23 protein-coding genes are annotated in these 26,329 nt (G+C 73.3%); 12 read left to right on the top strand and 11 right to left on the bottom strand.

What is annotated here, in order from left to right:
- Positions 1–173: 173 nt before the first annotated feature.
- Positions 174–968: a crotonase/enoyl-CoA hydratase family protein gene (locus A6A06_RS34680; protein ID WP_073767041.1), complete on the bottom strand. Its 795-nt coding sequence runs from the start codon at positions 966–968 to the stop codon at positions 174–176.
- Positions 965–2,623, bottom strand: coding sequence for an acyl-CoA dehydrogenase family protein (locus A6A06_RS34675; RefSeq protein ID WP_073767039.1), 1,659 nt, complete (start codon positions 2,621–2,623; stop codon positions 965–967). Before A6A06_RS34675 ends, A6A06_RS34680 begins: the two co-directional genes overlap by 4 nt.
- A 146-nt stretch (positions 2,624–2,769) precedes the next feature.
- Between A6A06_RS34675 and lspA the strand changes: the two genes are divergently transcribed.
- Positions 2,770–3,384 carry a signal peptidase II gene (gene lspA / locus A6A06_RS34670; RefSeq protein WP_073767037.1) on the top strand — a complete coding sequence of 205 codons (615 nt, stop codon included), beginning with the start codon at positions 2,770–2,772 and terminating at the stop codon, positions 3,382–3,384.
- A gap of 11 nt (positions 3,385–3,395) precedes the next feature.
- Positions 3,396–4,166, top strand: a complete 771-nt coding sequence (locus A6A06_RS34665; protein ID WP_073767035.1) for a PaaX family transcriptional regulator C-terminal domain-containing protein — start codon at positions 3,396–3,398, stop codon at positions 4,164–4,166.
- 80 nt (positions 4,167–4,246) lie between these two features.
- On the opposite strand, the gene A6A06_RS34660 is transcribed toward A6A06_RS34665, so the two are convergent.
- A complete protein-coding gene (locus tag A6A06_RS34660; RefSeq protein WP_079194559.1) occupies positions 4,247–5,167 on the bottom strand; it encodes a triphosphoribosyl-dephospho-CoA synthase in 921 nt (306 codons plus the stop codon).
- 256 nt (positions 5,168–5,423) lie between these two features.
- Here A6A06_RS34660 and A6A06_RS34655 point away from each other — a divergent pair, with 256 nt between their 5' ends.
- The 4 genes from A6A06_RS34655 (at position 5,424) to A6A06_RS34640 (ending at position 10,053) form a co-directional block, all read left to right on the top strand.
- On the top strand, positions 5,424–5,819 hold the full coding sequence (locus A6A06_RS34655) for a TOBE domain-containing protein (RefSeq protein WP_073767031.1): 396 nt from the start codon (positions 5,424–5,426) through the stop codon (positions 5,817–5,819).
- A gap of 37 nt (positions 5,820–5,856) precedes the next feature.
- Complete coding sequence (modA, locus tag A6A06_RS34650; protein ID WP_073767029.1) at positions 5,857–6,645, top strand: molybdate ABC transporter substrate-binding protein; 789 nt, start codon at positions 5,857–5,859, stop codon at positions 6,643–6,645.
- On the top strand, positions 6,642–8,708 hold the full coding sequence (locus A6A06_RS34645; protein ID WP_073767027.1) for an ABC transporter permease: 2,067 nt from the start codon (positions 6,642–6,644) through the stop codon (positions 8,706–8,708). Before modA ends, A6A06_RS34645 begins: the two co-directional genes overlap by 4 nt.
- Positions 8,709–9,312: 604 nt before the next feature.
- Positions 9,313–10,053, top strand: coding sequence for a LysM peptidoglycan-binding domain-containing protein (locus A6A06_RS34640; RefSeq protein ID WP_073767252.1), 741 nt, complete (start codon positions 9,313–9,315; stop codon positions 10,051–10,053).
- A 189-nt stretch (positions 10,054–10,242) separates the two neighbouring features.
- Here A6A06_RS34640 and A6A06_RS34635 read toward each other — a convergent pair whose 3' ends face one another.
- The gene (locus A6A06_RS34635) at positions 10,243–11,646 is read right to left on the bottom strand and encodes an amino acid permease (RefSeq protein ID WP_073767025.1); all 1,404 of its coding nucleotides are present in this window, start codon (positions 11,644–11,646) and stop codon (positions 10,243–10,245) included.
- A 304-nt stretch (positions 11,647–11,950) separates the two neighbouring features.
- Here A6A06_RS34635 and A6A06_RS34630 point away from each other — a divergent pair, with 304 nt between their 5' ends.
- On the top strand, positions 11,951–13,036 hold the full coding sequence (locus A6A06_RS34630) for a tetratricopeptide repeat protein (RefSeq protein ID WP_073767250.1): 1,086 nt from the start codon (positions 11,951–11,953) through the stop codon (positions 13,034–13,036).
- On the opposite strand, the gene A6A06_RS34625 is transcribed toward A6A06_RS34630, so the two are convergent.
- On the bottom strand, positions 12,933–14,360 hold the full coding sequence (locus A6A06_RS34625) for a lipase maturation factor family protein (protein WP_073767023.1): 1,428 nt from the start codon (positions 14,358–14,360) through the stop codon (positions 12,933–12,935). The genes A6A06_RS34630 and A6A06_RS34625 overlap by 104 nt on opposite strands.
- A 96-nt stretch (positions 14,361–14,456) precedes the next feature.
- On the opposite strand from A6A06_RS34625, the gene A6A06_RS34620 reads away from it, so the two are divergent.
- Both A6A06_RS34620 and A6A06_RS34615 read left to right on the top strand, forming a co-directional pair.
- Positions 14,457–15,332, top strand: a complete 876-nt coding sequence (locus tag A6A06_RS34620; protein ID WP_073767021.1) for an Fpg/Nei family DNA glycosylase — start codon at positions 14,457–14,459, stop codon at positions 15,330–15,332.
- Between the two features lie 352 nt (positions 15,333–15,684).
- On the top strand, positions 15,685–15,855 hold the full coding sequence (locus A6A06_RS34615) for a hypothetical protein (RefSeq protein WP_199931375.1): 171 nt from the start codon (positions 15,685–15,687) through the stop codon (positions 15,853–15,855).
- A gap of 78 nt (positions 15,856–15,933) precedes the next feature.
- Here A6A06_RS34615 and A6A06_RS34610 read toward each other — a convergent pair whose 3' ends face one another.
- Positions 15,934–16,554 (bottom strand): TIGR03086 family metal-binding protein, encoded by a 621-nt coding sequence (locus A6A06_RS34610; protein WP_079194558.1) that lies wholly within the window; start codon positions 16,552–16,554, stop codon positions 15,934–15,936.
- 242 nt (positions 16,555–16,796) lie between these two features.
- Between A6A06_RS34610 and A6A06_RS34605 the strand changes: the two genes are divergently transcribed.
- Entirely contained in the window at positions 16,797–18,347 is a 1,551-nt protein-coding gene (locus tag A6A06_RS34605; protein ID WP_073767015.1) for an AMP-binding protein, read from the top strand.
- A gap of 92 nt (positions 18,348–18,439) precedes the next feature.
- A complete protein-coding gene (locus A6A06_RS34600; RefSeq protein WP_073767013.1) occupies positions 18,440–20,347 on the top strand; it encodes a protein-arginine deiminase domain-containing protein in 1,908 nt (635 codons plus the stop codon).
- Between the two features lie 69 nt (positions 20,348–20,416).
- On the opposite strand, the gene A6A06_RS34595 is transcribed toward A6A06_RS34600, so the two are convergent.
- Positions 20,417–21,325: a LysR family transcriptional regulator gene (locus A6A06_RS34595; protein ID WP_073767011.1), complete on the bottom strand. Its 909-nt coding sequence runs from the start codon at positions 21,323–21,325 to the stop codon at positions 20,417–20,419.
- Between the two features lie 202 nt (positions 21,326–21,527).
- Between A6A06_RS34595 and A6A06_RS34590 the strand changes: the two genes are divergently transcribed.
- Positions 21,528–22,454, top strand: a complete 927-nt coding sequence (locus A6A06_RS34590; RefSeq protein WP_073767009.1) for an SDR family oxidoreductase — start codon at positions 21,528–21,530, stop codon at positions 22,452–22,454.
- Positions 22,455–22,514: 60 nt separating this feature from the next.
- Here A6A06_RS34590 and A6A06_RS34585 read toward each other — a convergent pair whose 3' ends face one another.
- The 4 genes from A6A06_RS34585 to A6A06_RS34570 all read right to left on the bottom strand — a co-directional run bounded on the left by A6A06_RS34585 (position 22,515) and on the right by A6A06_RS34570 (position 26,325).
- A complete protein-coding gene (locus A6A06_RS34585; protein ID WP_073767007.1) occupies positions 22,515–23,516 on the bottom strand; it encodes a zinc-dependent alcohol dehydrogenase family protein in 1,002 nt (333 codons plus the stop codon).
- Positions 23,517–23,563: 47 nt separating this feature from the next.
- Positions 23,564–24,040, bottom strand: coding sequence for an RpiB/LacA/LacB family sugar-phosphate isomerase (locus A6A06_RS34580; protein WP_073767005.1), 477 nt, complete (start codon positions 24,038–24,040; stop codon positions 23,564–23,566).
- 10 nt (positions 24,041–24,050) lie between these two features.
- A complete protein-coding gene (locus A6A06_RS34575) occupies positions 24,051–24,890 on the bottom strand; it encodes a triose-phosphate isomerase family protein (RefSeq protein WP_242441101.1) in 840 nt (279 codons plus the stop codon).
- 115 nt (positions 24,891–25,005) lie between these two features.
- Complete coding sequence (locus tag A6A06_RS34570; protein WP_073767003.1) at positions 25,006–26,325, bottom strand: aldehyde dehydrogenase family protein; 1,320 nt, start codon at positions 26,323–26,325, stop codon at positions 25,006–25,008.
- Positions 26,326–26,329 lie beyond the last annotated feature (4 nt).

The following is a 26,329-nucleotide window of genomic DNA, read 5'->3' as shown; positions in this document are numbered from 1 at the left end:
CCCCCAGACCCGGCGCGGCGCCGATTTGAACACGTTCAACCCGTCACGCCAGACAGTACGTGACGGGTTGAACGTGTTCAACATTGCCTCTGGGTGGCGGCGAGGTGGTTCCCGGGCGCTCGCGCTTCGGCCGACCGTCACCGCTTCCCGTGGCGGCCCGCCCCTCTCCGTCCCTACGCGTCCATCGCCCCGTGCCTGCCCGCCCCCGAAGCGAATCGCGCCGCGCCCCGCATCGCGTCCGCCAGCACGCTGCCCCCGTACCGGAGTTCCGCGGCCATGGCGGCGTGCTCCGGGAGGCCCTCCTGGGCCAGGAGGGAAGCGCGGTCGCTGCGCAGGCATGCCTGCGGGAAGCGGGCGAGTCCGGCCGCCAGTTCCTCGGCCTCGGCGCGGGCCCGGCCTGCCGGTACGACCCGGTTGGCCAGGCCCATGCCCAGCGCCTCGGCCGCGCCGACCGGCCGCCCGGTCAGCACCATGTCCAGGGCCCGGCCGGTGCCGACGATCCGGGGGAGCCGTACCGTACCGCCGTCGATCAGCGGAACTCCCCAGCGGCGGCAGAACACCCCGAAGACCGCGTCCTCCTCGGCGATCCGCAGGTCGCACCAGAGGGCCAGCTCCAGCCCGCCGGCGACCGCGTGGCCGCTCACCGCGGCGATCACCGGCTTGTCCAGGCGCATCCGGGTGGGCCCCATCGGCCCGTCGCCGTCCGCCGCGACCCGGTTGCCGTGCTCGGTGCCGACCGCCTTGAGGTCGGCACCCGCGCAGAACGTGCCGCCCTCACCCCACAGGACCGCGGCATACGCGTCGTCGTCCGCCGCGAAGGCGCGGAAGGCGTCGGCCAGTTGGCGCGCCGTCGGGCCGTCCACGGCGTTGCGCGCCGCGGGCCGGGAGAGGATGACCGTCGTCACCGGACCGGCACGCTCGACGCGTACCGTGCGCTCCGGCCCGCCCTCCGGGCCTTCGCCGGTCATCCGGCGGCCCCCGCGGGAGGCACGGGCCGCGCCCGGTCCAGGATCGCCGCCAGGTCGGCCGTGGCGGGCAGGGTCCCGAAGGCGTTCCCCCACTCCCCGTCGAGGCGCGAGGCGCAGAACGCGTCGGCCACCGCCGGGTGGCTGTGCTGTACGAGCAGCGCGCCTTGCAGTGCCAGCGCCATCCGCTCCGCCAGCGACCGGGCGGCGCGCTGCGCCCGCTCCGGATCGTCGAGTGTGCCGAGCGTCTTGCGGATGCCCGCGACGGCGGCGTCCAGTCTGCGGTCGGCGCCCGCCGCCGCGTCCACCTCGGCGAAGTACGCGTCCAGCGCGGCCGGTTCCTTGGCGAGGGCCCGCAGTACGTCCAGCGCGGCGACGTTGCCCGAACCCTCCCAGATCGACAGCAGCGGCGCTTCCCGGTAGAGCCGCGGCATACCCGACTCCTCCACGTACCCGTTGCCGCCCAGGCACTCCAGGGCCTCCGCCGCGTGCGCGCTGCCCCGTTTGCACACCCAGTACTTGCCGACGGCCAGCCCCAGCCGGCGCAGCGCGGCCTCGTGCGCGTCCCCGGCCTGCGCCCGGTCGACGGCGGCCGCGAGCCGCATCGCCAGCGTCGTCGCCGCCTCGGACTCGATCGCCAGGTCCGCCAGCACCGCCTGCATGAGCGGCTGTTCGGCCAGCGCGCGGCCGAACGCGCGGCGGTGCGTGGTGTGGTGCAGCGCCTGCCGCAGCCCGGCGCGCATCCCGGCGGCCGTGCCGGTCACGCAGTCCAGCCGCGTCATGTTCACCATCTCGACGATGGTCCGCACGCCGCGCCCCGGCTCGCCGACCGGCCAGGCCACCGCTTCGTCGTACTCGATCTCGGAGGACGCGTTGGAGCGGTTGCCCAGCTTGTCCTTCAGGCGCATCAGCCGCATCCCGTTGCGGGTGCCGTCGGGCAGCACGCGCGGCAGCAGGAAGCAGCTCAGCCCCTCCGCCGTCTGCGCGAGCGCGAGGAACACGTCGCTCATCGGAGCGGAGGTGAACCACTTGTGGCCGGTGACGCGGTACGTACCGTCGCCGGCGGGCACCGCCCGGGTCGTATTGGCCCGGACGTCGGAGCCGCCCTGCTTCTCCGTCATCGACATGCCCGCGATCAGGCCCGCCTTGGACAGCGGGGGCCGCAGGCCGTAATCGTAGGAGCGGGCCGCCAGCAGCGGTTCGTACTGCTGGGCCAGCGCCGGTTCGGAGCGCAGGGCGGGGACGGCGGCGTACGTCATGGAAATGGGGCAGCCGTGCCCCGGCTCGGCCTGCGACCAGACGTAGAACTTGGCCGCGCGCACGAGATGGGCGCCGGGCCGGGCCTCGGCCCACGGCGCGGCGTGCAGCCCGCGCTCCACCGCCACGGTCATCAGCTGATGCCAGGCGGGGTGGAACTCCACCTCGTCGATCCGGTGGCCGAAGCGGTCGTGGGTGCGCAGCCGGGGCGGGTGCTCCTCGGCCGCGCGGGCCTGCTCCTGCACCGCTTCCGTCCCGGCGAGCGCGCCCAGCTCCAGCACCTCCGGCTCGCCCCACCCGGCGTCCGCGCGGCGCAGCGCCTCCAGCAGGGCCGGGTCGTCCGCCGTACTGAACCCGGTCAGCGGCGGCGCCTGATTCTCGACTTCATGGGTGACGGTCATACCGGGGACGTTACAGAATTCGTACAGGCGCGGGAAGGGTGTAATGGCGCGTGTAACGGGATGGCGGACCGCGATCACCGGGGTCGGCCCCGGCGCCCGGCCCGCTTAAGGTGGAGGCCGACCGATGGACTTCGAGGGGACTGAACGTGGCGAAACCGGGCCGGACCACGGGGGAGCGCGGTGCGGACCGCGCGGAGGGCGCCGGCGGCAGACGGCGGGTGCCGCTGCTCCTGGCGGTGGCCGGCGCCGCCTACCTGCTGGACCTGGGCAGCAAGCTGGCCGTGGTCGCGGAGCTGGAGAACCGCGCCCCCGTCAAGGTGCTCGGCGACTGGCTGGAGCTGCGGGTGATGCGCAACTCCGGTGCGGCGTTCGGCATCGGCGAGGCGACGACCCTCCTGTTCACGGTCATCGCGGTGGCCGTCGCCGTGGTGATCGTCCGACTGGCCCGCAAGCTCTACAGCGTCCCCTGGGCCCTCGCGCTGGGCCTGCTGCTCGGCGGTGGACTCGGCAATCTGACCGACCGCCTCTTCCGCACCCCCGGCGACTTCCAGGGCGCGGTGGTCGACTTCATCCACGTACGCGGCTTCAGCGTCATGAACATCGCCGACTGCGCGATCGTCTGCGGCGGCATCCTGATCGTGCTGTTCTCCTTCCTCGGGTGGGAGATGGACAACAAGGACAAGCTGGAGAAGCTGGAGAAGAAGGCCGGGGACCGGACGGCAGATGCGGCCGCCACCGCCCCGCCGGGCACCGCCTCTTAGGATTCCGGCCGATGGACCACGACACTTCCGTACGCTCCGTACGCGACGACACGGAGCGCCTCGGCCTGCGGCCGCTCACCGCCCGCTCCATCGTCCTCAGCACCCTCCTCGGCCACCACCCGCCCCGGCTCCCGGCCCGCGCCCTGGTGCGCGTCGGCGAACTCTTCGGCATCGCCGAGGGCACCGTCCGTGTCGCGCTGTCCCGGATGGTCGCCGCGGGCGACCTCCAGCAGGACGACGGCACGTACGGGCTCACCGCGCGGCTGCTGGAACGCCAGGCGCGGCAGGACGAGAGCCGTACGCCGCGGACCCGGCGCTGGGACGGCGGCTGGGAGATCGCCGTGGTCACCGCCGAAGCGCGCCCGGCCGCCGAACGGACCGCGCTGCGCCAGGCCATGGCGGAACTGCGCCTCGCCGAACTGCGCGAAGGCACCTGGCTGCGCCCCGGCAACCTCGAACGCCCCCGCCCGGCCGTGGTCGCCCGGCAGTGCACCCTGCTCACCGGCGCCCCGGACGGCGACCCGGCGGCACTGGCGCGCGGCCTGTGGGACCTGGACGGCTGGGCGGCGCGGGCCCGCGCGCTGCTGGCCGCGCTGTCCGGCGCCGCGTCACCGGCCGGGCGCTTCACGGTCTCGGCCGCCGTACTGCGGCACCTCCTCGCGGACCCGCTGCTGCCGGACGCCCTGCTGCCCGCCGACTGGCCGGGCGCCGAACTGCGCCGCCGCTACGACGTCTTCGAGGCCGAGCTGCGCGAGCTGCTGCGGCAGTACGTGACGCCCTGAGAACCGTCAGCGGCTCTCGGAGTACGTGACGCCCTGAGAACCGTCAGCGGCCCTCGAAGTGCGTGACGCCCTGAAAAACGTCAGCGGCCCTCGAAGAGGAAGTCCAGGAAGAGGGTCGCCGACAGCAGCGCGGCGCTGCCGCCCGCCGTGAGCCCGTTACGGGTCGTCCGCGCGTCGAGCCGGACGAACGCCCGGCGTCCCCGCGGGGTGCCGAAACCGCCCGACGACAGCACGTCGCGCGCGTCCATCTGCACCGACAGCAGGCCCTGTGAACCGCCGCGCTGCAGCAGCGTCGTGTCGTCGACCGTGGACAGCAGTGCGAGCAGCGCGTCCATACGGGCCGTCACCTCGGAGGCGCCGGCCGCGCGGGACTGGCGCAGCGCGGGCAGGGCCACGCCCAGCACGTTCGGGAAGCCGGAGCGGGCCTGGCCGACGGCGCCGGGTACGCCGTAGTACTGCCGGGCACGGCCGCCGGGCGACCGGCTGGCGGCGGGGGCGCCGCCGTCCGGCAGGCGGGCCAGGTTGGCCGCCGCCTCGCAGATCGCCACGTCCGAGCGGCAGTTCGTGGCGGCGGCGCCGGCCACCAGCAGCCCCACGGACCACAGTGCGCCCCGCTTGCCGGGCGCCCCCGCACCCGCCGTGAGGGCGCGCTGCTCACCGGCCCGGCCCAGGCGCCCGAGCTGTTCGCGCAGCCGCCGGTCCAGCGGCCGGCCCATGGCGGCCTCGGCCATGGAGGCGAAGGGGGCGTGCAGCAGCTCGGCGGCGTGCAGCGCGAGCGGGTCCGGCTTCGGGACCAGGACCGTCTGCGCCGTACAGGCGGCGACGGCGAGGTCGGCGAGCCGCAGGGGGAGGGGGCGGTCCGGGGAGGAGTGCGGGACCGTGTGCAGGACGGGGCGCTCGTGCACCGGCGGCACGTCGCCGCGCGCCGCCTCCGGCCGCAGCCTCTTCATGATCGACCGGCCGCGGACCGCGGAACGGGCTGAAGATGTAGGAGTACCCATCGGTTCGCGCTCCCTCCGTATGACGCCACGCCCTCCCAAAACCCTCCCAAAAGAGTACGGCTTCGCCCACACGTCCGACGCTCCGCCCCCGGGTATGTCCGGTCTGCGCCCCCGCGCCACGCTCCCGGCGTGCCGCGGCACCGGTCATCCACACCACGGCCGGTCTTGGCGCATCCTCCAAGAGGGCTCGCACATGCCAGGTGCTTTCCCACGGCTTAATTGCAGATGAGAGCACATCTGCCATACGGTGCCGCATATGCAGTCCTACACGATCGGCCAGGCCGCACGCCTGCTCGGCGTCAGCCCCGACACGGCCCGCCGCTGGGCCGACGCCGGCAAGGTCCCCACCCACCGGGACGAATCCGGCCGCCGGCTGATCGACGGCCGCGACCTGGCCGCGTTCTCCACCGAACTCGCCAAGAACGGCACCACGGAGGACGACACCTCCCACACCTCGGTCCGCAACGCCTTTCCCGGCATCGTCACGGCGATCAAGCTGGGAGACGTGGCGGCGCAGGTGGAGATCCAGGCCGGTCCGCACCGGCTGGTCTCCCTCCTCACACGGGAAGCGGTGGAGGAACTCGGGCTGGAGGTCGGCGTGCAGGCCACCGCCCGCGTGAAGTCGACCAATGTCCATGTCGACCGCGCCTGACGCGCGTCGCACCCCGCGCCCCAAGGAGCCGATCCCGATGTCCCGCACCTTCGGTGTCACCCGGCGCCGCGCCACCGCCGCGGCCCTGACCGTCGCCGTCCTCGCCCCGCTCGCCGCCGCCTGCGGCAGCGACGACGACTCGTCCGCCGCGGCCGGCAAGACCACGGTCAAGGTGCTCGCCGCCGCGTCCCTGACCGACGTCTTCGCCAAGGCCGCCGACGCGTACCACAAGGAACACCCCGACGTCACGGTCAAGTTCTCCTTCGCCGGCTCCCAGCAGCTCGCGGCCCAGGTCAACCAGGACTTCCCGGCCGACGCGCTGGTCACGGCGGACACCAGGACCATGGACGGGCTGCACGGCAAGACCGGCGAACCGCAGACCATCGCCAAGAACCGCCTGGTCATCGCCACCGCCGACGGCAACCCCAAGCACATCACCGGCCTGAAGGACCTGGCCTCCACCAACAAGCTCAAGGTCGTGCTCGCCGCGCCCGCCGTGCCCGTCGGCCGCTACAGCAAGAAGGTGCTCGACCGGCAGCACATCAAGGTGCAGCCGCTCTCCCAGGAACAGGACGTGCGCGGCGTGCTGAGCAAGGTCGAGCTGGGCGAGGCGGACGCGGGCATCGTCTACGCCACCGACGCGATGACCGCGCCCGACAAGGTGGACGCCGTCCAGGTGCCGGACGAGCAGAACGCCATCGCCGAGTACCCGGCGGCCACGCTCAAGGTCTCGCAGCACGCCAAGGAGGCCGACGCGTTCGTGAAGTGGCTCGGCGGCGCGCAGGCACAGAAGATCCTGCGCGACGCGGGCTTCCAGAAGCCGTGACCGCGCCGCGGCGGAACGCCGCCCCGGGCCTGCGGGCGCCCCTGGCCCTCGCGTTGCCCGCCGTCCTGGCGGTGGCGTTCCTCCTGATGCCCATGGCGGGCATCCTCACCCGGACGTCCTGGGGTGACCTCGGCACCCACCTGACCTCCCCCGACGTCACCGAAGCCCTGCGGATCTCCCTGGTCGTGTCCTTCTGGGCGCTCGGCCTGTCCCTGCTGCTCGGCGTGCCGCTCGCCTGGCTGCTGGCGCGCGTCGACTTCCCCGGCAAGTCCGTGGTGCGCTCCCTGGTGCTGCTGCCCATGGTGCTGCCGCCGACCGTCGGCGGTGTGGCGCTGCTCCTCGGCTTCGGGCGGCGGGGCCTGCTCGGCGGCTGGCTGGAGAGCTGGTTCGGTATCCAGCTGCCGTTCCACACCGCGGGCGCGGTCGTCGCCGCGACCTTCGTGTCGATGCCCTTCCTGGTCATCAGCCTCGAAGGCGCACTGGCCGGGCTGCACGCGCGCTACGAGGAGACGGCCGCCTCGCTCGGCGCCGGGCCGCTGCGCGTCTTCTGCACGGTCACCCTCCCCATGATCGCCCCCGGGCTCGCCGCCGGTGCGGCACTGACCTGGGCGCGCGCCCTCGGCGAGTTCGGCGCGACGATCACCTTCGCGGGCAACCTGCCGGGCGTCACCCAGACCCTGCCCCTCCAGGTCTACCTGCTCCTCCAGGACAGCCCCGAGGCCGCCACCTCCGTCTCCCTCCTGCTGCTCGTCATCGCGACGGCCGTCCTCGTCGCGCTGCGCGGCCGGTGGGCGGGCGGGGGCGGCACGGTCCGGGGGCGCACGAGCGGCGCGGTGACGCGTACGGACGCGAAGGGCGGCGGAGCGCCGGATGCCGCCGGCACGTGGCACGACCACATGACCGGCGCATCCGCAGCGTCCGGCACGACCGCCTCCCCGGGCCCGCCCGCCGCCACCCCCGCGCACGCCGAAGCCGCCGCCGAGGGCCCCACCGCTCCCGGCGGCCCCGGCGACGGCTCCCGCACCGGGCGGTGGCCGCTGCACGCGGACGTCACCGGCTTCAACCAGCTCACCGTCGACGCGGCCCCAGGCACCACCATCGCCGTCGTGGGCCCCAACGGCGCGGGGAAGACCACGCTGTTGCGCGCCCTGCTCGGCCTCACCCCCCGGGCGCACGCCGTACTGACACTCGGCGCGCGGGACGTCACCGCCCTGCCGCCGCACCGCCGCGGCGTCGCCTGGGTCCCGCAGGACGGAGCGCTCTTCCCCCACATGACAGCCCTCGGCAACACCGCGTACGGACTGCGCGCCCATGGCACCGGCCGCGCCGAGGCCCGCCGCGAGGCCCAGCAGTGGCTGGACCGGCTCGGCGTCGGCCACCTCGCGCACCGCCGCCCCGCCCAGCTCTCCGGCGGCCAGGCCGGACGGGTCGCGCTGGCCCGCGCGCTGGCCGCCCGCCCGCGCCTGCTGCTGCTCGACGAACCCCTGGCCGCCCTCGACCAGAGCACCCGCGCGCACGTCCGGCACACCCTGCGCAAGCACCTGGCCGGCTTCGGCGGTGTCTGCCTGATGGTCACCCACGACCCGGTCGAAGCCGTCTCGCTCGCCGACCGCGTCCTGGTCCTGGAGGACGGGCAGGCCCTCCAGGACGCCACCCCCGCCGAGGTGACCCGGCACCCGCGCTCGCCGTGGGTGGCACGGATGCTCGGCCGCAACGCCTGGCCGGGCACGGCCACCGGCGACGGGCTGCGGCTCGCGGGCGCCGGGCGGCTGGTGGCCGCCGACCCGCTGCCCGCGGGCACCGGCGCGCTGGCGGTCATCGGCCCCGAAGCGGTCTCCGTGCACCGGGCACGCCCCTCCGGCAGCCCGCGCAACGTCTGGCCGGGACGGGTACGGGAGATCACCGCGCTCGGCAGCAGGCTGCGGGTCCTGGTCGGGTCGCCGGAGGTGCCCGACCTGGTCGGTGAGATCACCCCGCAGGCCGCGGCGGAACTCGGCCTGGCGGAGGACACCGAGGTCTGGGTGAGCGTGAAGGCGACCGAGGTGACGCTCGTACCGATGTGACGCGCGTGCTGATGTGACGCGCGTGCTGATGTGATACTCGTACCGATGTGATGCGGCGGCGCAGGCCGGGGCCCTCCGCACCGGCCGGGGCCCTCCGCGTCGGCCGGTGCCGCCCGTACCGGCCGGCGGCCTGCGCACCGGACCCAAACCCTCCGTACGGATGGCGGCGTTGCGCCGCCCCTGGGGCCCGTGCGCGGTGCGTGCGGACCCCCGCGGCGCGTGCCCCGAGCCCCCGGATGCGCTCCACCGGGACCCCCAGCTCGGACAAGCGCTCGATACGCCCGTGCAGGCCATGCGCTCCGCCTCCGGAGGTGCGCCCCTACCCGGCAGAGGGGGGCGCCATGCGGAGTCGTCGGCCCCCACTCCGGCGGTGCGGGGGCAGGCCGTACCGCCGCGGCGCTACCGCGCGCTCTGCCGGTGCCGTCCGTGGCCGTGGTTGTCTCTTACTCGTCGAATTCATGACGGGCCGGGAAACGCGGCGCAGGCTTTCGGTGAAAACGCGGGGGAGACTCCGCGGAAAAGCCGGGAAATGGCGTGTGTTCGCGGGTCGTCATGCATCCCCATGGCCGCCGGGAAACCGGCGGTGAGCGACGGGAGCACGTCGATGGAATTTCCTCAGGGAACGGAAACGAGCGGACGCGGTGAGGTCCGGGGGCGCGGGGCCCGGGGGGCGACGGCGGCAGCGGTCCTGCTGGCGGCCGGCGCGTTGAACGTGGCGGCCGACGGACCGGCCGAGGCCCGCAGCGGTGCCACGTGGAACCGTCTGGCCGGGTGCGAGAGCGGCGGCAACTGGCGGGCCGACACGGGGAACGGCTTCTCGGGCGGGCTGCAGTTCGCCCACTCCACCTGGCGTTCCTTCGGAGGCGGCAAGTACGCCTCCCGGGCGTCGCGGGCCTCCCGGGCCCAGCAGATCAGGGTCGCGGAACGGGTCCTGGCGCGCCAGGGCTGGGGCGCGTGGCCGGCCTGCTCGGCCCGGCTGGGCCTGCGCTCGTCCGGCGCACGGCAGAGCGCGCCGCACTCCGAAGCGCGCCGGTCGGCGCCGCGCGCCGGCACGCAGGCCCGCACGAACAACTCCGGCCGGTACCGCGAACGGCTGCGCAGCCCCCGGCACCGGGAGCAGCGGTACGGCAGCGACTATGGCCGGCACCAGCAGTACAAGGCCAGGCCCCAGCGGAAATCCGGCGGGCACGTGGTCAATCGCGGGGAGACGGTGAGCGGAATCGCGTACGCCTACGGCTGGGGCTGGCAGGAGTTCTACCGGCTGAACCGCCAGGTGATCGGCGCGAATCCGAATATCATCTACCCGGGCACGCGGCTCGCCGTCCGTAATTCCCGCACCGGCTGACCGTACGGGCTGACCGTAAGGGCCGGCGGTACGCATTTCCTTCCCACCCTCCCGGGAATTCTCCGTGAACGGATTCCCATGGAACGGCGGTCCGGCTGGGGGCGGGCGGACCGCCGCGGGAAGCGGTGGGCACCGGCAGGCCGTCCGTGGCGCCGCGGACGGCCTGCGCGTACCGGCTCCGGCGGGCGGTCACCCGGCGGAGCGCCGCCGCCGCACCTCGTAGGCGGCCAGGACCACGCCCACCGTGAGCAGGCTCAGCCAGAACTGCGCCCGGCTGTCCGGCAGAACGGCCATCGCCACGATCACCGTGGCCATCAGCGCGACGGTGGCCCGGCTGAGCCAGGGGAACAGCCACATCCGCAGCGTCAGCCGCTGCGGTTCCTCGCGTTCCAGCTTGCGGCGCAGGCGGATCTGGGCGACCGCGATGGCCAGGTAGACGAACAGGGCGATGGCACCGTAGGAGTTGATCAGGAACCGGAAGACGACGTCGGGGGACGCCCACGCCGCGATCACCGACAGATAGCCGGCGGACGTCCCGGCGAGCAGCGCCCGGCGCGGCACCCCGCCCCGGCTGAGCCGGGTGAAGCCGCGCGGCGCGTCCCCGTTGCGGGTCAGGGCGAACAGCATCCGCGACGAGGTGTACAGCGCGGAGTTGAGGCAGGAGAGCACCGCGATCAGGACGACGGCGTTCATGACGGTGGCGGCGGCGGGCACGTCCAGCCGGTCCAGCACCGCCGCGTACGGACTGACCTCGACGGCCCGGGACGTCCACGGCACGACCGCCACGACGACGAGGACCGACAGCACGTAGAAGCCCACCACGCGCAGCACGATCGAGCGGATCGCCGCCGCCACGGCGCGCTCCGGCTCCACCGACTCGGCCGCCGCGATGGTCACGATCTCCGCGCCGGTGAAGAAGCCGACGCAGGGCACGACTGCCGCCAGGACCGCGCCGACGCCTTCGGGCGCGAAGCCGCCGGAGGCGGTGAGCTGCTCCAGGCCGCCGTGGGCGTGCGGCCACAGCCCGGTCAGGTACAGCGCGCCGAGGAAGAGGAACACGACGATCGCGATGACCTTGACCGACGAGAACCAGTACTCGAACTCGCCGAAGGAGCGGGCCGAGACCATGTTGGTCGCGGTCAGCAGCGCCATCAGCGCCAGGCTGACGGCCCACAGCGGCACGCCGGGCAGCCACAGCCGTACGATCCGGCCGCCCGCCACCGCCTCGACGGCCACCACGATCACGAAGAAGTACCAGTACAGCCAGCCGACCGTGAACCCGGCGCGGTGCCCCAGGGTCTCGCGCACATGGGCGTAGAACGAGCCGAGGGCCGGCCGGGCCACCGTCATCTCCGCCAGCATCCGCATGATCAGGACGGTGAGGAGACCGGCCGCGAGGAACGACAGCACGGCGGCCGGGCCGGTGGCCCGGATGACCACGCCGCTGCCCACGAAGAGGCCCGCGCCGATGACACCGCCCAGCGCGATCAGGCTCATGTGGCGCCGCTGGAGGTCCTTGCGCAGTTCCCCGCCGGTCTGCCCGCCGTCCGGTGCGGTGGCCGGCGCCGTCTCCCGTGATGTTCCCGTACTCATGCGGGCCGACGCTATCGGCGCAATCCTGCGGGACTGTTGCCGCAGTGTTTCGGCTGCCGGTGCGCCCGCGAGGTGCTGCCGGTGCGCCCGCGGGGTGCTGCCGGTGCGCCCGCGACGTGGGGGAGCCGGGCCGGGCGGGTCGGCCCGAGGGCGGGGTGTCCCGTACACCCCGATGATGACCGGGTCCCCCTCGCGTAGGACCGGAGGCATACGGCACGACCAATCCGTGGAGGGATTCGCCGTACCCCCGTCTGCTCGTAGCTTCGTGATCAAGCACTTGCGCGATCAGGAGGCCACGGAACACATGTACGGCAAGGCATTCGCCCCGGAGTACCAAGGCGCGGTCGGCGCGGCCCTGAACGTGAACTCCTCCTACGAGGACGTGCTCGCCACGGCAGGCCGCGCGCGCCGCACCGCCCGCACGGACCTGGAGCGGGCACGTGCCTCGCTCGCCGCCGCCGAAGCCAACCGGCGCCTCGGGCGCGTGGACGACGCGCGCACGGCCTGGCGCGACAGCTACCGCAGCGCCCGCGAAGCCGGTGACCGGAGCGCGATGTCCTGGGCCCTGTGGAGCGGCGGCACCCTCGCCCGGCAGTGCGGCGCCCTCGCGCTCGCCCGCAGGCTGCTGGCGCTGGCCGTCACCCTCGCCGACGAGGGCGGCGACCGCCAGGCGCACGGCTACTCCCTCGCCGGACTCGCCGAGACCGGCCGCATACAGGGTGACTACGCCGCCGTCGCCGACCTGCACGAGCAGCTGCTCGAACAGGCACGGGCCCACGGCGAGGCCCGCCACATGGTGTGGGCGATGTCCGGCATCGCCCAGATGCACCGCAACACCGGCGGGTACGCCAAGGCCCTGGAGCTGTTCGAGGAGTCCGCCCGGATAGCCGCCGACGGTGACGACGCACGGGGCCGCGCCTGGTCCCTGCGCGGCGTGGCCGACGTACTGTCCGTACAGGGCGAGACGGAGCGCGCCCTCGCCCTGCTCGGCGAGGCCGAGACCATCTGCCGCACCATGGACCTCGCGAGCGCCCTCGCCTACAACCACAAGATGCGCGGCAACGTCCTGTTCCGGGCGGGGCGTTACGCCGAGGCGGCCGCGGTCTACGCCGGGGCGCTGCGCGAGTTCGACGACATGCACGAACCGCGCGGCAGTGCCCTCTCCCGCCTCGGGCTGGTCAAGTCCCGCTCCCGGATGGGTGGTTCGAAGGACCGGACGCTCACCGAACTGGACGAGCTGGAGCGCGACTTCGGGAGGATCGGGCTGCGGCACGCCCGGGACATGGTCATCGCGTTTCGCGCGGAACTGCTTTCGTCGGCGGCAGGAAGTCCCGCAGCTCCGTACGGTGCCACCACGCTCCGGTCTCCCGCAGTTCCCGCCACGTCGTGAAGCGGTACTGGAACAGCCGGGCCCGCACCAGCGCCGGCGGCGCGTCCGGGAACGGATTGTGGCGCAGCAGCCGCAGCGTGTCCGGGTCGTTCTCCAGCAGGCGCTCCACGAACGGCCCGAACCAGCTGCGCGCGTAGGCGGGGGAGAGCGCCGCGAACCACATCAGCCAGTCGAGGCGCAGGTGGTACGGCGCGAACTGGCGCGGCAGCCGCCGCACCCCGCCCGGCTTGCCCCGGAATCCGTACTCCCGCCAGACCGCGTCGGGTGCGGCCACCGCCGAGTCCGTGCCCTCGATCACGATCTCCCGCCGTACGCGGGTGACGCTGCCGAAGGCCCCGTAGGAGTTGACCAGGTGCAGCGGGTCGAACGAGGTGTTCATCAGCTGCTGCCGGGACAGCAGATTGCGTACCGGACGGTAGCTGCGGTAGGCGACGAACGCGGTGACGGCCACGGTCAGCACCGCGAACCAGACCGGGAGAGCGGCGGACGTGTACGCGGGCGCTCCGGCGATCCGGGAGGCGTCCACGGCGGACAGGGCCAGGGCGATGGTCAGCCAGTTCAGCCAGGCGAAGTTGCCGGACAGCACGAGCCACAGCTGCGTCCCGGCGATGCCCAGCGCCGCCCAGGTGGCCACCGGCTGCGGCGTGCAGAGCAGCACCGGCAGCGCCAGCTGCGCGACGTGGTTGGCGGCGGTCTCGACGCGGTGCAGCGGCTTGGGCAGCCGGTGGAAGAACCAGCTCAGCGGCCCCGGCATCGGCTGGGTCTCGTGGTGGTAGTCGAGGCAGGTCAGATCGCGCCAGCAGCGGTCGCCCCGCATCTTGATCAGACCGGCCCCGAATTCCACCCGGAACAGCAGCCAGCGCAGCAGCCACATCACGAGGACCGGCGGCGCCGTGTCGTCGTTGCCGAGGAAGACGGCCAGGAAGCCGGTCTCCAGCAGCAGCGACTCCCAGCCGAAGCCGTACCACGTCTGCCCGACATTGACGATCGAGAGGTACATCGCCCACAGCACCGCCCACATCGCCATCGCCGCGCCCAGCGGCACGGCGTCCGCCGCCCCGGCGGCCACCGCCGCGGCCAGCAGGGCGCCCGCCCAGGACCACAGGGCGAAGAACCGGTCCGAGTAGCGCCAGTGGAAGACCGAGGGGGCCTTGCGGAACGGTGCCCGCCGCAGGAAGTCCGGCACCGGTGTCATCCCCCGCGCGCCCATCAGGGCCCGGAACTGGCGCGCCGCCGCCACGAACGCCACCAGGTACAGCACGGCCAGCATCCGCTGGAACACCAGCCGCCCCAGCCATCCGCCGCTCTCCGCGAACCAGTCCACGGGACCATCCCTAGCACTCCGGGAGTACCCGGCCACCGGTCCGGCACGCGGCGCGCACGAGATGTACCGGACCGCCGCACCGTGCAGGCTGGGACCATGCCCGAGCTGCCGGAAGTCGAAGCCCTGCGGGAATTCCTGGACGGCCGCGCCGTCGGCCGTGTCCTGGAGCGCGCCCAGCCGACCGCCGTCAACGTGCTCAAGACCTACGATCCGCCGCTGACCGCTCTCGAAGGCGGCACGATCACGGCGGTGACACGGCACGGGAAGTTCCTGGACCTCACCGTCGGCGGTCTGCACCTGGTGGTCCACCTGGCCCGCGCCGGCTGGCTGCGCTGGCAGGACGCCCTGCCCGACGCCCCGCCGCGCCCCGGCAAAGGCCCGCTGGCGCTGCGCGTCCGGCTCGGCACCGAAGAGGCCGGTCCGGCGCCCGGCTTCGACCTCACGGAGGCCGGTACGCAGAAGCGGCTGGCCGTCTACTGCGTGACCGACCCCGCGCAGGTCCCGGGCGTCGCCCGGCTGGGCCCCGACCCGCTCGCGGCGGACTTCACGGAGGAGTCCCTGGCGGCCCTGCTCAAGGGGGAGCGGCGGCAGATCAAGGGCGTACTGCGGGACCAGAGCGTGCTGGCCGGTATCGGAAACGCCTACTCGGACGAGATCCTGCACGCGGCCCGCATGTCCCCCTTCAAGGCCGCCGCGCGCCTCGGCGCCGGGGACACGGCCCACCTCTACGCCGTGCTGCGGGACACGCTCCGGGAGGCGGTGGAACGGTCCAGGGGCGTGGCCGCCGGGCAGCTCAAGAAGGAGAAGAAGAGCGGGCTGCGGGTGCACGGCCGTACCGGCGAGCCGTGTCCGGTCTGCGGCGACACCATCCGCGAGGTGTCCTTCAGCGACTCCTCGCTCCAGTACTGCCCCACGTGCCAGACCGGCGGCAAGCTGCTGGCCGACCGGCGGATGTCCCGGCTCCTGAAGTAGCGGCGGGCCGGGCGGACGGCTCCGTGTACGGCAATCGGGCGAACGGCGGGAGACAACCGGAAGACGCGGGACCGCGGGCGGGGCGGCGCCGCGGAGCCCGCCGGGCACGGCGCGGTACCGGATACGCGGGCCGAGGCGGAATCTAGGTATTCTCCCCTACTTGACTTCATATCCGGTAAATGTCGAGCGGGCCTCGGTCGCGGTCGCTAATCTGGGGAACGACGGACGACCTGTCTGGGAGATGCCAACACCCTTGGCCCGTCGCGGGAAGTGCCGCAAACCCTGGCTGACATCCCGGTTTGTGCAAAGGCGCCACCGCGTCGGAAGTGTTCCCTCGATGAAGGAGTGCGTGGTGGCATTGGAAAACGCGCAACGCAAGCAGCCGCGGCCCAAGCCGGGCGAGCGGCCGGGTCGGATCAAGGAAGTCCGCAATCTGGAGGTCTGGGGCCGCTGCGTCCCGGTCAGAGTCGCGGGCTGCGACGACGACCCGACCGAGCCCCACATCTTCCGCGGCATCGACTGACCGGGCCCGCCGTACCGGCCGACCGGTCCGCAGGCCGCACGCGGCCCGCGGGCTCCGGCCGGCCGGCGCGGGCCGGCGTCACGGCCGGCGGCCCAGCAGACACAGCAGCCGGGTGAGGTCGTCGGCCCCGGCCGGCGGCGGCACGGGATCGGCGAACATCGGCGTACCGGCGAGTTCGTCCGCGTACGGCTCGACCTCGCGCAGCGCGGCGGCCGCCAGGTCCTGCGGCAGGTGCTCGTCGTCGCGGATGGCCCGTGACAGGTCCCAGGAGTGGACCACCGCGTCCATCGTCATCTGCGAGCAGTAGGCGGCGGCCGTGCCGGGACCGGACGACAGGTGGACCGTACGGTCCAGCACGCCGGGCCCGGAGAACGCCGCCACCGCGGCCACCGCGGCCCGGTCCCAGGCGCCGGCCGGATCGTCACCGAGCTGGTCACCGTCGTAGTCGTCCCCGACCTCCTCGACCGTGGCACCGTCCCGCACCAGCCGGGGCACCCACAGCTGCTCCACGGTCAGATGGCCGACCAGGTCGCGCACCGACCACTCGGCGCACGGCGTCGGGTCGTCCCACTGGTCGTCGCGCACCCGGTGGACCCGGCTGCCGAACAGCGCGATGGCCTCCCCGTGCCGGCGCAGAATCTCGGTATGGTCGCCCATGTCCGTATCAGAACCGTTCTTGCCCTCTTCGTGTTGGCTCATGTTCACCGAGGATAGGAGCGAGTACGGCGGCCATCGCGGCGCGACGCACGGTGGCGTCCTCCGGCAGCGGGCGGCCGTCCGGCGGCGATCCGCCTCCTCAGGCACCGGCGCCCCTTCCGTACCGCCCCGGGCCCCGCCGCCCCCGCAGTGTCCCGATTCTGTACTGACGACGTGTCAGCACCCTGGCGGGAGAGCGGAAGCGCCTGTTCAATGGGCGCGAGCCGCAACTGTCTGGAGACTGCATGGACGTCGCCGCCACGCCCCCTGCCATCCGCTGCGCCGGGGTCGAGCGCACCTACCCCGCGTTCCATGAACGGGCCGCCCGCATCGCGTCCGGGCTGCGCGCGCTGGGCGTCGAACCGGGGGAGCGGATCGCGATCGTGATGCGCAACGAGCCCGCCCACCTGGAGATCACCGCGGGCGCGGCCCGGCTCGGCGCCTCGGCCGTACCCGTCAACTGGCACTTCCGGCACGACGAGCTGCGGTATGTGCTCAGCGACAGCAACAGCAAGGTCGTCTTCGCCCACACCGACCTGCTGCCGGGGGTTGCCGCCGCGCTCCCGGACCGAGCCCGCCTCATCGAGGTCCCGGTGCCCGCCGGCACCGCCGCCGCCTGCGGCTTCCCGCCCCCGCCCGCCACCGGCGACCACCCCCTCCTGGACGTCTGGCTGTCCGGCCACCCGCCGCTCGCTGAGGAAGCCGCCCGCCGGCCGTCCACCGTCATCTACAGCTCGGGCACCACCGGCCGCCCCAAAGGCGTGCTGCGCGACCCGGTCGGCGAGGAGCAACTCGTCGAAGCGGTGCAGAAGTTCTTCGAGTACTTCGCGGTGGAACCCGGCGGCCGCACTCTGATCCCCGCGCCGCTCTACCACGCCTCGCCCAGCCAGCACGCCGTCCTCGCGTTGGCCGGCGGCCTGGACATCACCCTGATGCCGCGCTTCGACGCGGAGGAGTTCCTGCGGCTGGTCGAACACCACCGCATCCAGCAGGTGCAGGTGGTGCCGACCATGTTCGTACGGCTGCTGCGGCTGCCCAAGGAGGTCCGCGAGCGCTACGACCTGTCCTCGCTCACCTCGGTCGTGCACGCCGCCGCGCCCTGCCCGCCGCACGTCAAGTACGCCATGATCGACTGGCTGGGGCCGGTGCTGCGCGAGTACTACGGCGGCAGCGAAACCGGTGCCGTGACCTGGTGCGACACTCAGGAGTGGCTGGCCCACCCCGGCACCGTCGGCCGGGCCGAGGGGACCTGCTCGGTGGTGGTGCTGGGACCCGACGGGGCGGAACTGCCCACCGGCCGGACCGGTGAGGTCTACATCAGGCCGTCCGACACCTGGCCGCAGTTCACCTATCTCGGTGACGCCGCCAAGCGCGCGGCGATGGAGGCCGGGCGGCTGCCCGGCTACGTCACGATCGGCGACATCGGCCACCTCGACGCCGACGGCTACCTCCACCTCAGCGACCGCCGCAACGACATGGTCATCTCCGGCGGCGTCAACATCTACCCGGCCGAGATCGAGGGCTGCCTGCTCGCCCTCGACGGACTGCGCGACGTGGCCGTCTTCGGCGTCCCCGACGAGGAGTTCGGCGAAGCACTCGCCGCGCACGTCGAGCCGGAACCGGGCGCCGGACTCACCACCGAGGACGTCCGGGCCCATGTCGCCGACCGGCTCGCCTCGTACAAGGTGCCCAAGGTCGTGGTCTTCGAGGAGGGCCTGCCCCGCGACGAGTCCGGCAAGCTGTTCAAACGGCGGTTGCGCGACCCGTACTGGGCCGGACGCGACCGCGCGATCTGAGCCGCCCACCGTCAGGGGCACGGCACAGGCAACCCGCGGATCATCTGCCCCCTCTTCTCGGGCAACCGGATCGGACCGAGAAGGGACGCAAGGTGAGTACGAGAACGAGACGCACTGTCCTGGCCACGGCACTGACGGCCGCGGTGCTCCTGCCCGCAGCCCCCGTCGTGGCACAACCACCGCCAACCGGGGCGGACGTACGGGCCGACGTCGACCGCGACGGCGTGGTGGACGTCACCGGGCGCTCCGACGAAGCAGGCGAGGACCGGTGGACACCGGACCGCGGCGCGGTCTTCCTGCCCAACATCGACGACGACGCCGCCCGGTGCCGCACCACCGGGCCGGACGGAAAGCCGCTGCCCGACGCGCGGCTCGACCGCTGCAACGACGCCTCCGACGAGCAGGTCAACGGCCAGGAGGACGAGAAGGACCTCGCCCGGCTGCGCACGGTCCCCGTGCCGCGCGCCGCCGACGGGGCGACGGGCACGCTCCGTATCGCTTCCGGAGCGAGCCACGTACGCCTGTTCCTCAAGCGCCCGGCAGGCTGGGAACCGGTCACCTCCGCCACCCGGCTGTCCGCGGCGGAGCTCCGCAAAGGCGTCGAACTGGGCCTGGAAGGCAAGGACGTCGTACGGGACCGGGCCCGGTGGGACGGCACCGCGCACATCGACTTCACCCTCACGTCCGGAGGCACGAGCAGCAGTGACCGGGTGGTGCTGCGCGTCGCACCACTGCTGACGCACCATCACCTACAGCGGGCCGAACAGCTGCTGGTGACACAGCTGCCGGGCAGCGACGCCTACGCGACCGCGCAGCGCAAGTTCGTCCGGCAACTGGACGCGGAGGCCGAACGGGCGGGCATCACCGAGCCGTCGGTGAAGTTCACGCAGCACCGTGACGTCTGGGCCCAGGACTTCGTCGAGCCCGCGTACGCGAGTATGCCGGGCCCCGGCGGGAAGCCGCGGTCCCTGCGCATCATGCTGCGCTCGGCCCAGGACCTCCGTACATCGGGCCGGCAACTGTTCGAGAAGCTGCGCGGTCCCGGCGTGGGCGTCGTGCAGCTGTGGGGCGCCAAGCCGTCCGAAGACCCCTCGCTGGACTCCATGGGCAACCTGGAAACCATCCCTCCCTACACACACCAGGGCCGGTCCTTCCCCGCCGGGCGCGTCATCATGGGCGAGCGCAAGGACAGCGGGGCCAAGCCGGCCGCGGCGGTGCGCAAGCTGCTGGAGGCGCAGGGCGCCCAGAGCCCGCTGCTGCTGGACACCTCGTGGCTGGCCGTGGGCCACGTCGACGAGTTCGTCCAGTTCCTGCCCGCCGCCACCGGGCGCGGCTGGAAGATCGGCATCGCCGACCCCGAGGCGGGCATGAAGATCCTGCGCGACGCGGCAGCCGCGGGCCACGGCGCGAAGAAGGTGTTCTCCGTCCCCGACGCGCCGCAGTCACCCGCGCCGAAGGAAACCATCGCGCAGGCGCTCGCGTCCCCGGCACTGCGCGCCGACAACGCCCTGGCCGCGCGGCGCATCAAAGCCAACCTGGAGGTGCTCCGGCGCGCCACCGGGGTGACCGACGCGGAAGTGGTCCGCGTCCCGGCCCTGTACACCCGCGGCAGCGCGACCGGTCAGGACGGTGTGCGGGTTCCGCGGCTCCAGCGGATGGGCGGGCGGGACGCGCCGCCGGCGGCTGCCGAACACGGCCAGCGCAAGGGCCTTTCGTCCGCGGTACGGAACACCGTCGAGACCGGCGCGTACGTCCCCGGCGCCGTCAACGGCGTCCTGCTCGGCCCGGACCGCTACCTGGCGCCCCGGCAGTGGGGACCGGTCATCAACGGCCGGGACGTCTTCGCCGAAGCGGTGACCAGCGCCTACCGGCGGGCCGGACTGCGGATCTCCTACATCGACGATTACCACACGTACCACATCGGCGCCGGTGAAGTGCACTGCGGGACCAACACGTTGCGCGACACCTCCCGCCCCTGGTGGACGCCGCCGGGCACCTGAGAAGGCGGTGGCGGGCCCCGGCGTTCGGCTCTCGGGCCGGGGTCCGCCGCCGCGTGCGCTGTCACAGCGTCAGGCCGGTACGGCGCCGGGGCCGGTGAGGCGGGCGTGTGCCGACCGGCGGAACGCCGTCACCAGCAGGCCGCGGTCGTCGGCGCGGGTCGCCAGGACGACATGGCTCGGCTCGACGCCGTGCAGGGGGATCCCGATGATGTCGGGGCGCTGGCTGACGGCGCGCGGGCCGGCCGCGATGGCGACGGCCTGACCGGCGGCGATGACTTCGAACTTGTCCTCCAGCGCCTCGATGGAGGGGCCATCGGGCGCCGGACGCCCGTCGGGCCGGGGGTCGACGCGCCAGTAGGCGTTCCAGGCCGGGTCGGCCTGCCGCAGGCGGGGGAGGGGTTCGTCGGCGATGTCGTCGAGGGTGACGGACTCCTTGCCCGCGAGACGGTGGTCGAGCGGTACCAGCAGCACCCGGGGCTCGTCGTACAGGACCGTCACACGCAACCCGCCGGTGGGGAACGGCAGCCGGGTCACCAGCGCGTCCACCTGGTGGTCGAGCAGCGCCGTGTGCGCCGTGGTGCAGTCCACGTACTGGCTGTGCACCTCGGCGTCCGGATGCCGTCGGCGCAGGTCGCGCACCGCAGGGGTGACGATGATGCCGGTGGTGTACCCGATGGTGATACGGGCCGGGTCGGCGGCGGCACGGGTACGGGCCGCGGCCTGCGCGGCGGAGCGCAGCAGGGCCTTGGCGCGGGGCAGGAAGACCTCTCCGGCCTCGGTGAGGCGACTGCCCTGCGGAGTGCGGTCCAGGAGACGGGCGCCCAGCTGCTGTTCGAGGCGGCGGACCTGACGGCTCAGGGACGGCTGGGTGACGCGGAGGGCCTCGGCGGCGCGGCCGAAGTGCCGGTGCTCGGCGACGACCGTGAAATAGCGTACGAGCCGCAGATCGAGGTCCGGTGCGGGAGCTGTATCGGGCATACCTCAAGCGTATTCCGTCCGGGCCGCATTCCGTCCTGCGAACCCGTCCTGAACAGGAGCCATGCCTGAAACGCATGTCGGCATGCGTAACGGGCCTTGGACTCGGTACGGCCTGTACCCGGACGATGAGAGCACCGGCCGGGCGCTCCGTCGCCCATTCACCGGCCGGGCTCGCACACCTTTTCACCAAAGGAACTCACCCATGCGCGTATTCGTCACCGGAGCGACCGGATTCATCGGGACCGCGGTCGTCCAGGACCTCCTCGAAGCGGGACACACGGTCGTCGGCCTGGCCCGCTCGGACACGGCCGCCGCGACGCTGACGGCGGCCGGAGCCGAAGCGCACCGGGGCTCCCTGGACGATCCCGGCAGCCTGCACGACGGGGCCGCCGCGGCGGACGGCGTCATTCACCTCGCCTATCGCCACGACTTCTCGGACCGCGCGGCCTTCGCGGAAGCCGCCCGGCTGGACCTGCGTGCCGTCGAGACACTCGGAAAGGCGCTGGAGGGCACCGGCAAACCCCTCGTCGTCACCTTGGGAACCCTGCCGGCCGCCGCGCTGGCGCCGGGCCGCACCGTAACCGAGGAGATCAAGCCCGAGCCCGGGACGGACAGCCCCCGGCTCGTGTCGGAGAACGCGGCCATGGCACTGGCCGGGCGCGGCGTGCGCGCCTCGGCCGTACGGCTCGCACCGTCCGTGCACGGCGACGGCGACCGGGGCTTCGTCCCGCTGCTGATCGACTCCGCCCGCGCGAAGGGCGTCTCGGCCTACGTCGGCGACGGCTCCAACCGCTGGCCGGCCGTGCACCGGCTGGACGCGGCCCGGCTGTTCCGGCTGGCGCTGGAAGCCGCCCCGGCCGGCTCGGTCCTGCACGGCGTCGCCGAGGAGGCCGTACCGTTCCGTGACATCGCCGAGGCCATCGGCCGCCACCTGGGCGTGCCGACCGCCGGTATTCCCGCGGCGGAGGCGGGGGCGCACTTCGGCGTCCTCGCGGGCATGGTGTCGATCGACAACCCCGTGTCGAGCACCCTGACCCGCAAGCTGCTGGGCTGGGACCCCGCGCGCCCGTCGCTTCTCCAGGACCTCGAAGCGGGGCACTATTTCACGGGGCGGACGAGCATCTTCTGAGGACCGGGGCGGCCGGGGCGGGCCGGGCGGTACCACCGCCCGCCGCCTGCGGCCCACCGGTCAGTCCGGGACGATCTGGAGCTTGCGGCCGGTGCCCAGTTCGAAGGTCTTGAGCGCTTCGGCGTACTGGTCCAGCCCGAAGCGGTGCGTGATCATGGTTTCGCAGTCGATCACGCCCTTGCCGAGCATCTCGACCGCGCGGCCGTACGTGTGCAGGATCGCCATGCTGCCGACGACGCGGATCTCGTCGTTGTAGATCCGGAACGGCGAGAACCGCGCCATCTCCTGGTCGGGCGCGCAGCCGAACTGCTGGAACGTGCCGCCGCGGATCGGCCGGTTCAGACCGTCCTCGATGGCCCGTACGTTGCCGGTGCAGTCGGTGACCACCTGCCAGCCGAGGGGATGGTCGGCGGCCAGGGCGTCCGCGCTGGTGGCGACGGCGTCGGCGCCCAACTGGCGGGCGACTGCCAGCCGGTCCTCGTTGATGTCGACCACCGAGACCGAGGCGGCACCGGCCCGCTGCGCGACCTGGAGGTAGAGCAGGCCCATGGTGCCCGCGCCGTAGATCAGGAAGTGGTCGCCCAGCTTGGGGCCGACGATGTCGAAGCCGCGCAGGATGGTGGACAGCGGCTCGATCAGCGGGGCGTGCTGGAGCGCCACGGTCTCCGGGAGGCGGTAGCAGTTGCCGGCCGGGACCTTGACGTACTCGGCGGCGGCGCCGTCCACCGTGATGCCGATGGTGCCCCACTTCTCGCAGAGGTTGCCGTGGCCGATGGCACAGAAGTGGCACGTACCGCAGTAGATGGCCGGGTCCGCGGCGACGGCGTCGCCCTCGGCGAAGCCGGTCACCGCGGAGCCCACCGCCACGACCTCGCCGGAGAACTCGTGCCCGGGGATGACCGGGTACCGGGTCGGCCCGAACTCGCCCGCCAGCATGTGCACATCCGTGCCGCACAGCCCGGCGGCGGTGACCTTGACGACCACGTCGTCCGGGCCGGGCACCGGGTCCGGCACCTGGCTGACGGACAGCTTGTTCGGCTCCTCGATGACAACTGCGCGCATGGTCGTGACCGCCTTTCGGAGGGGAGGGGGGAAGCGGGGGACGGGGTTCAGGCCGCGGGCACGCCGGGGGACATCAGGTTGCGCGACTCGACCTGCTTGATCTTCTCCACCTTGGGCGCGGAGCCGCCCCCGGCGAAGTCGGAGACCAGCCAGTGCTCCAGGCACACCAGGGCGGCCTCGACGCCCATGGTGCGGCTGCCGAAGCAGGCGATCTGCGCGTCGTTGGACTTGCGGGCGCGCTCCGCACTGTAGCTGTCCGGGATCTGGGCGGCCCGGATGCCGGGCACCTTGTTGGCGGCGATGGCCATGCCGATGCCGGTGCCGCAGACCAGGACGGCGCGCTCGTGCTCGCCGCGCGCGACGCCGCGCGCCACCCGCTCCGCGACGTCCGGGTAGTCCTCGCCCTCCCCGGCGCTCAGGTCGGTGACCTGGTGCCCGCGTTCGGTGAGGTACGCGGCCATCGCGTCCTTCATGGCGGTCGCGGCGTCGTCGGCGCCGAGGGCGATGCGGTACGTGTCCTGCACGGTGGACTCCCTAGGGGCGAAGGGGAAGCGGGGCGGGGGTGGTGGCCGCGGCGACTTCGTCGAGGACCTGGCGCAGCTGTGCGGTGTCGTGCGCGAGCCGGCCGAGGAACAGTCCGTCGACGCTGCCGGACAGGCGGGCGAACGTGCCGGGTCCGGCGGTGCCGCCGTAGATGACCCGGCCGCGTACGTCGTGGTCGCGCAGGCAGGTGCCGATGGCCGAGGCCACCGCCCGTACGTGCTGCGCGGGGGCCGGTTCGCGGGCGCCGATCGCCCAGACCGGCTCATAGGCGATGATCACCTCGCTGCCGGGTTCCGCGCCGCCGAGGGCGGCCCGTACCTGGATCAGCGTCTCCTCGACGGCCCGCGCGAGGCCGTCGTCGTGCCGCTCGCCCGCGCAGATGACGGGCACCAGACCGGCCCGGGTGGCGGCGCCGGTCTTGGCGGCCACGGTCGCGTCCGTCTCACCGAAGTGGCGGCGGCGCTCCGCGTGCCCGACCTCGACGTACCGCGCGCCCGTCTCGGCGAGCATGCCCGCGGAGACCTCGCCGGTCCATGCGCCGGTCTCGGCCCAGTGCACGTCCTGGGCGCCGTACGCGACGCCGGTACCGGCCAGCAGTTCCCGGGCGTCGGCCAGGGCGGGGAAGGCCGGCAGGACGAACAGGTCGACGGGCCGGGGGAGCCCGGCCAGGGCGCCCTGGAGCGCGGCCACGTCCGCGAGCCACTTCCTGGTCGCGGCCAGGCCGAAGTAGAGCTTCAGCGATACGCCGACGACCGGGCGGCGGCCCGCTCCGGAGGGCCCGAAGGCCCCGGAGGACCGGGCCGCCGCCGACGTCGAGTTCTCAGGGATCACGTCGTTCATGATGCTTCAAACAAAAGCACATGTGAAGTTCTCAGATCAAGACGTTATGTTTCCCAGTTCTGTGAGATTGCCGTGGGGTGATGCGGTGGGCGGTGCGAGGTGCCCGTCAGGTCAGCGGCTTGGCGAGGACGGCCTTGCGGTGGCTGAACGTCTCGATCGAGTACCGGCCGTGGTAGCGGCCCATCCCGCTCTCGCCGACACCGCCGAACGGCAGGTCGGACACGGTCAGGTGGGCGACCGGCAGGCCGAAGCCGAGGCCGCCCGACGAGGTCTCCCCGGTCAGCCGCCGCCGGGTCTCCGCGGACTCCGTGAAGGCGTACAGCGCCAGCGGCTTGTCCCGGTCGTTGACGAAGCCGATGGCCGCGTCCAGGTCCTCGACCTCGACGACGGGCAGGATCGGGCCGAAGATCTCCTCCTGCATCACCGGGGCGTCGGGCGCCACACCGGCGAGCACGGTCGGCGCGATGTACCTGCGGTCCCGGTCGTGCGTGCCGCCCACGACGGTGCGCCCCGAGTCGAGCAGTCCGGTCAGCCGGTCGAAGTGCCGTTCGTTGACGATGCGGCTGTAGTTCGGCGCGGCGGCCGGATCTTCTCCGAAGTGGGCGGCGACCGCGCGGGCGAGGGCGGGCTCCAGGCGGGCCGCCGTCTCCGGGTCGGTCAGGACGTAGTCCGGTGCCACGCAGGTCTGGCCCGCGTTGAGGAACTTGCCGGCCACCAACCGCGCGGCGACCGCGTCGGCGTCCGTGTCGCGGTCCACGAAGGCCGGCGACTTGCCGCCCAGCTCCAGGGTGACCGGGGTCAGATGCTTGGCCGCCGCGGTCATCACGATGCGGCCGACAGCGCCGTTGCCCGTGTAGAAGATGTGGTCGAAGTGCTGCTCCAGCAGGGCCGTCGTCTCCGGTACGGCGCCCTCGACCACCGCGACCGCGTCCGCGTCCAGGAAGCGGGGCAGGTGGCGGGCGATGGCCGCGGACGTGGCGGGCGCCATCTCGCTGGGCTTGGCGACCACGCAGTTGCCGGACGCCAGGGCGCCGACCATCGGGGCGAGCAGCAGTTGCAGCGGATAGTTCCAGGGGGCGATGACCAGGACGACGCCCAGCGGGTCGAACACCGTCCAGGCGTCCGCGCCGTCGAGGTGCGGCGGAACCGGTGCGGGCGCGGGCCGCAGCCACTCCTCCAGATGGTCGAGGGTGTGGTCGATCTCGCGCAGCGTGAAGTCGATCTCGGTGCGGTACGCCTCCTTCTCGCCCTTGCCCAGGTCCTCGTACAGCGCCGCGGCGAAGTCCTTGCCGTGCTCGGTGAGCATGGCGCGCAGTCGCTGCAACTGGTCGGTGCGCCACTCCAGGGGGGCGGTGCGGCCGGTGCGGAAGGTGGCGCGCAGCCGCGCGACCACGGCGTCCGGCTGCTCGGGGGTGCTGCTGGTCATGAGA

It is taken from the genome of Streptomyces sp. CB02923 (assembly GCF_001905005.1).
In the GTDB taxonomy this organism is placed as follows: domain Bacteria; phylum Actinomycetota; class Actinomycetes; order Streptomycetales; family Streptomycetaceae; genus Streptomyces.
The sequence above is the reverse complement of the archived record's forward strand: the minus strand, read 5'-3'. Positions and strand labels throughout refer to the sequence as shown.

What these genes read in the sequence shown, in the direction of transcription:
- A6A06_RS34680 (WP_073767041.1), bottom strand. Translation starts at nt 968, where the DNA reads ATGACCGGCGAAGGCCCGGAGGGCGGGCCGGAGCGCACGGTACGCGTC.
- A6A06_RS34675 (WP_073767039.1), bottom strand. Translation starts at nt 2,623, where the DNA reads ATGACCGTCACCCATGAAGTCGAGAATCAGGCGCCGCCGCTGACCGGG.
- A6A06_RS34665 (WP_073767035.1), top strand. Translation starts at nt 3,396, where the DNA reads ATGGACCACGACACTTCCGTACGCTCCGTACGCGACGACACGGAGCGC.
- A6A06_RS34660 (WP_079194559.1), bottom strand. Translation starts at nt 5,167, where the DNA reads ATGGGTACTCCTACATCTTCAGCCCGTTCCGCGGTCCGCGGCCGGTCG.
- A6A06_RS34655 (WP_073767031.1), top strand. Translation starts at nt 5,424, where the DNA reads ATGCAGTCCTACACGATCGGCCAGGCCGCACGCCTGCTCGGCGTCAGC.
- modA (WP_073767029.1), top strand. Translation starts at nt 5,857, where the DNA reads ATGTCCCGCACCTTCGGTGTCACCCGGCGCCGCGCCACCGCCGCGGCC.
- A6A06_RS34640 (WP_073767252.1), top strand. Translation starts at nt 9,313, where the DNA reads ATGGAATTTCCTCAGGGAACGGAAACGAGCGGACGCGGTGAGGTCCGG.
- A6A06_RS34635 (WP_073767025.1), bottom strand. Translation starts at nt 11,646, where the DNA reads ATGAGTACGGGAACATCACGGGAGACGGCGCCGGCCACCGCACCGGAC.
- A6A06_RS34630 (WP_073767250.1), top strand. Translation starts at nt 11,951, where the DNA reads ATGTACGGCAAGGCATTCGCCCCGGAGTACCAAGGCGCGGTCGGCGCG.
- A6A06_RS34620 (WP_073767021.1), top strand. Translation starts at nt 14,457, where the DNA reads ATGCCCGAGCTGCCGGAAGTCGAAGCCCTGCGGGAATTCCTGGACGGC.
- A6A06_RS34610 (WP_079194558.1), bottom strand. Translation starts at nt 16,554, where the DNA reads ATGAGCCAACACGAAGAGGGCAAGAACGGTTCTGATACGGACATGGGC.
- A6A06_RS34605 (WP_073767015.1), top strand. Translation starts at nt 16,797, where the DNA reads ATGGACGTCGCCGCCACGCCCCCTGCCATCCGCTGCGCCGGGGTCGAG.
- A6A06_RS34595 (WP_073767011.1), bottom strand. Translation starts at nt 21,325, where the DNA reads ATGCCCGATACAGCTCCCGCACCGGACCTCGATCTGCGGCTCGTACGC.
- A6A06_RS34590 (WP_073767009.1), top strand. Translation starts at nt 21,528, where the DNA reads ATGCGCGTATTCGTCACCGGAGCGACCGGATTCATCGGGACCGCGGTC.
- A6A06_RS34585 (WP_073767007.1), bottom strand. Translation starts at nt 23,516, where the DNA reads ATGCGCGCAGTTGTCATCGAGGAGCCGAACAAGCTGTCCGTCAGCCAG.
- A6A06_RS34570 (WP_073767003.1), bottom strand. Translation starts at nt 26,325, where the DNA reads ATGACCAGCAGCACCCCCGAGCAGCCGGACGCCGTGGTCGCGCGGCTG.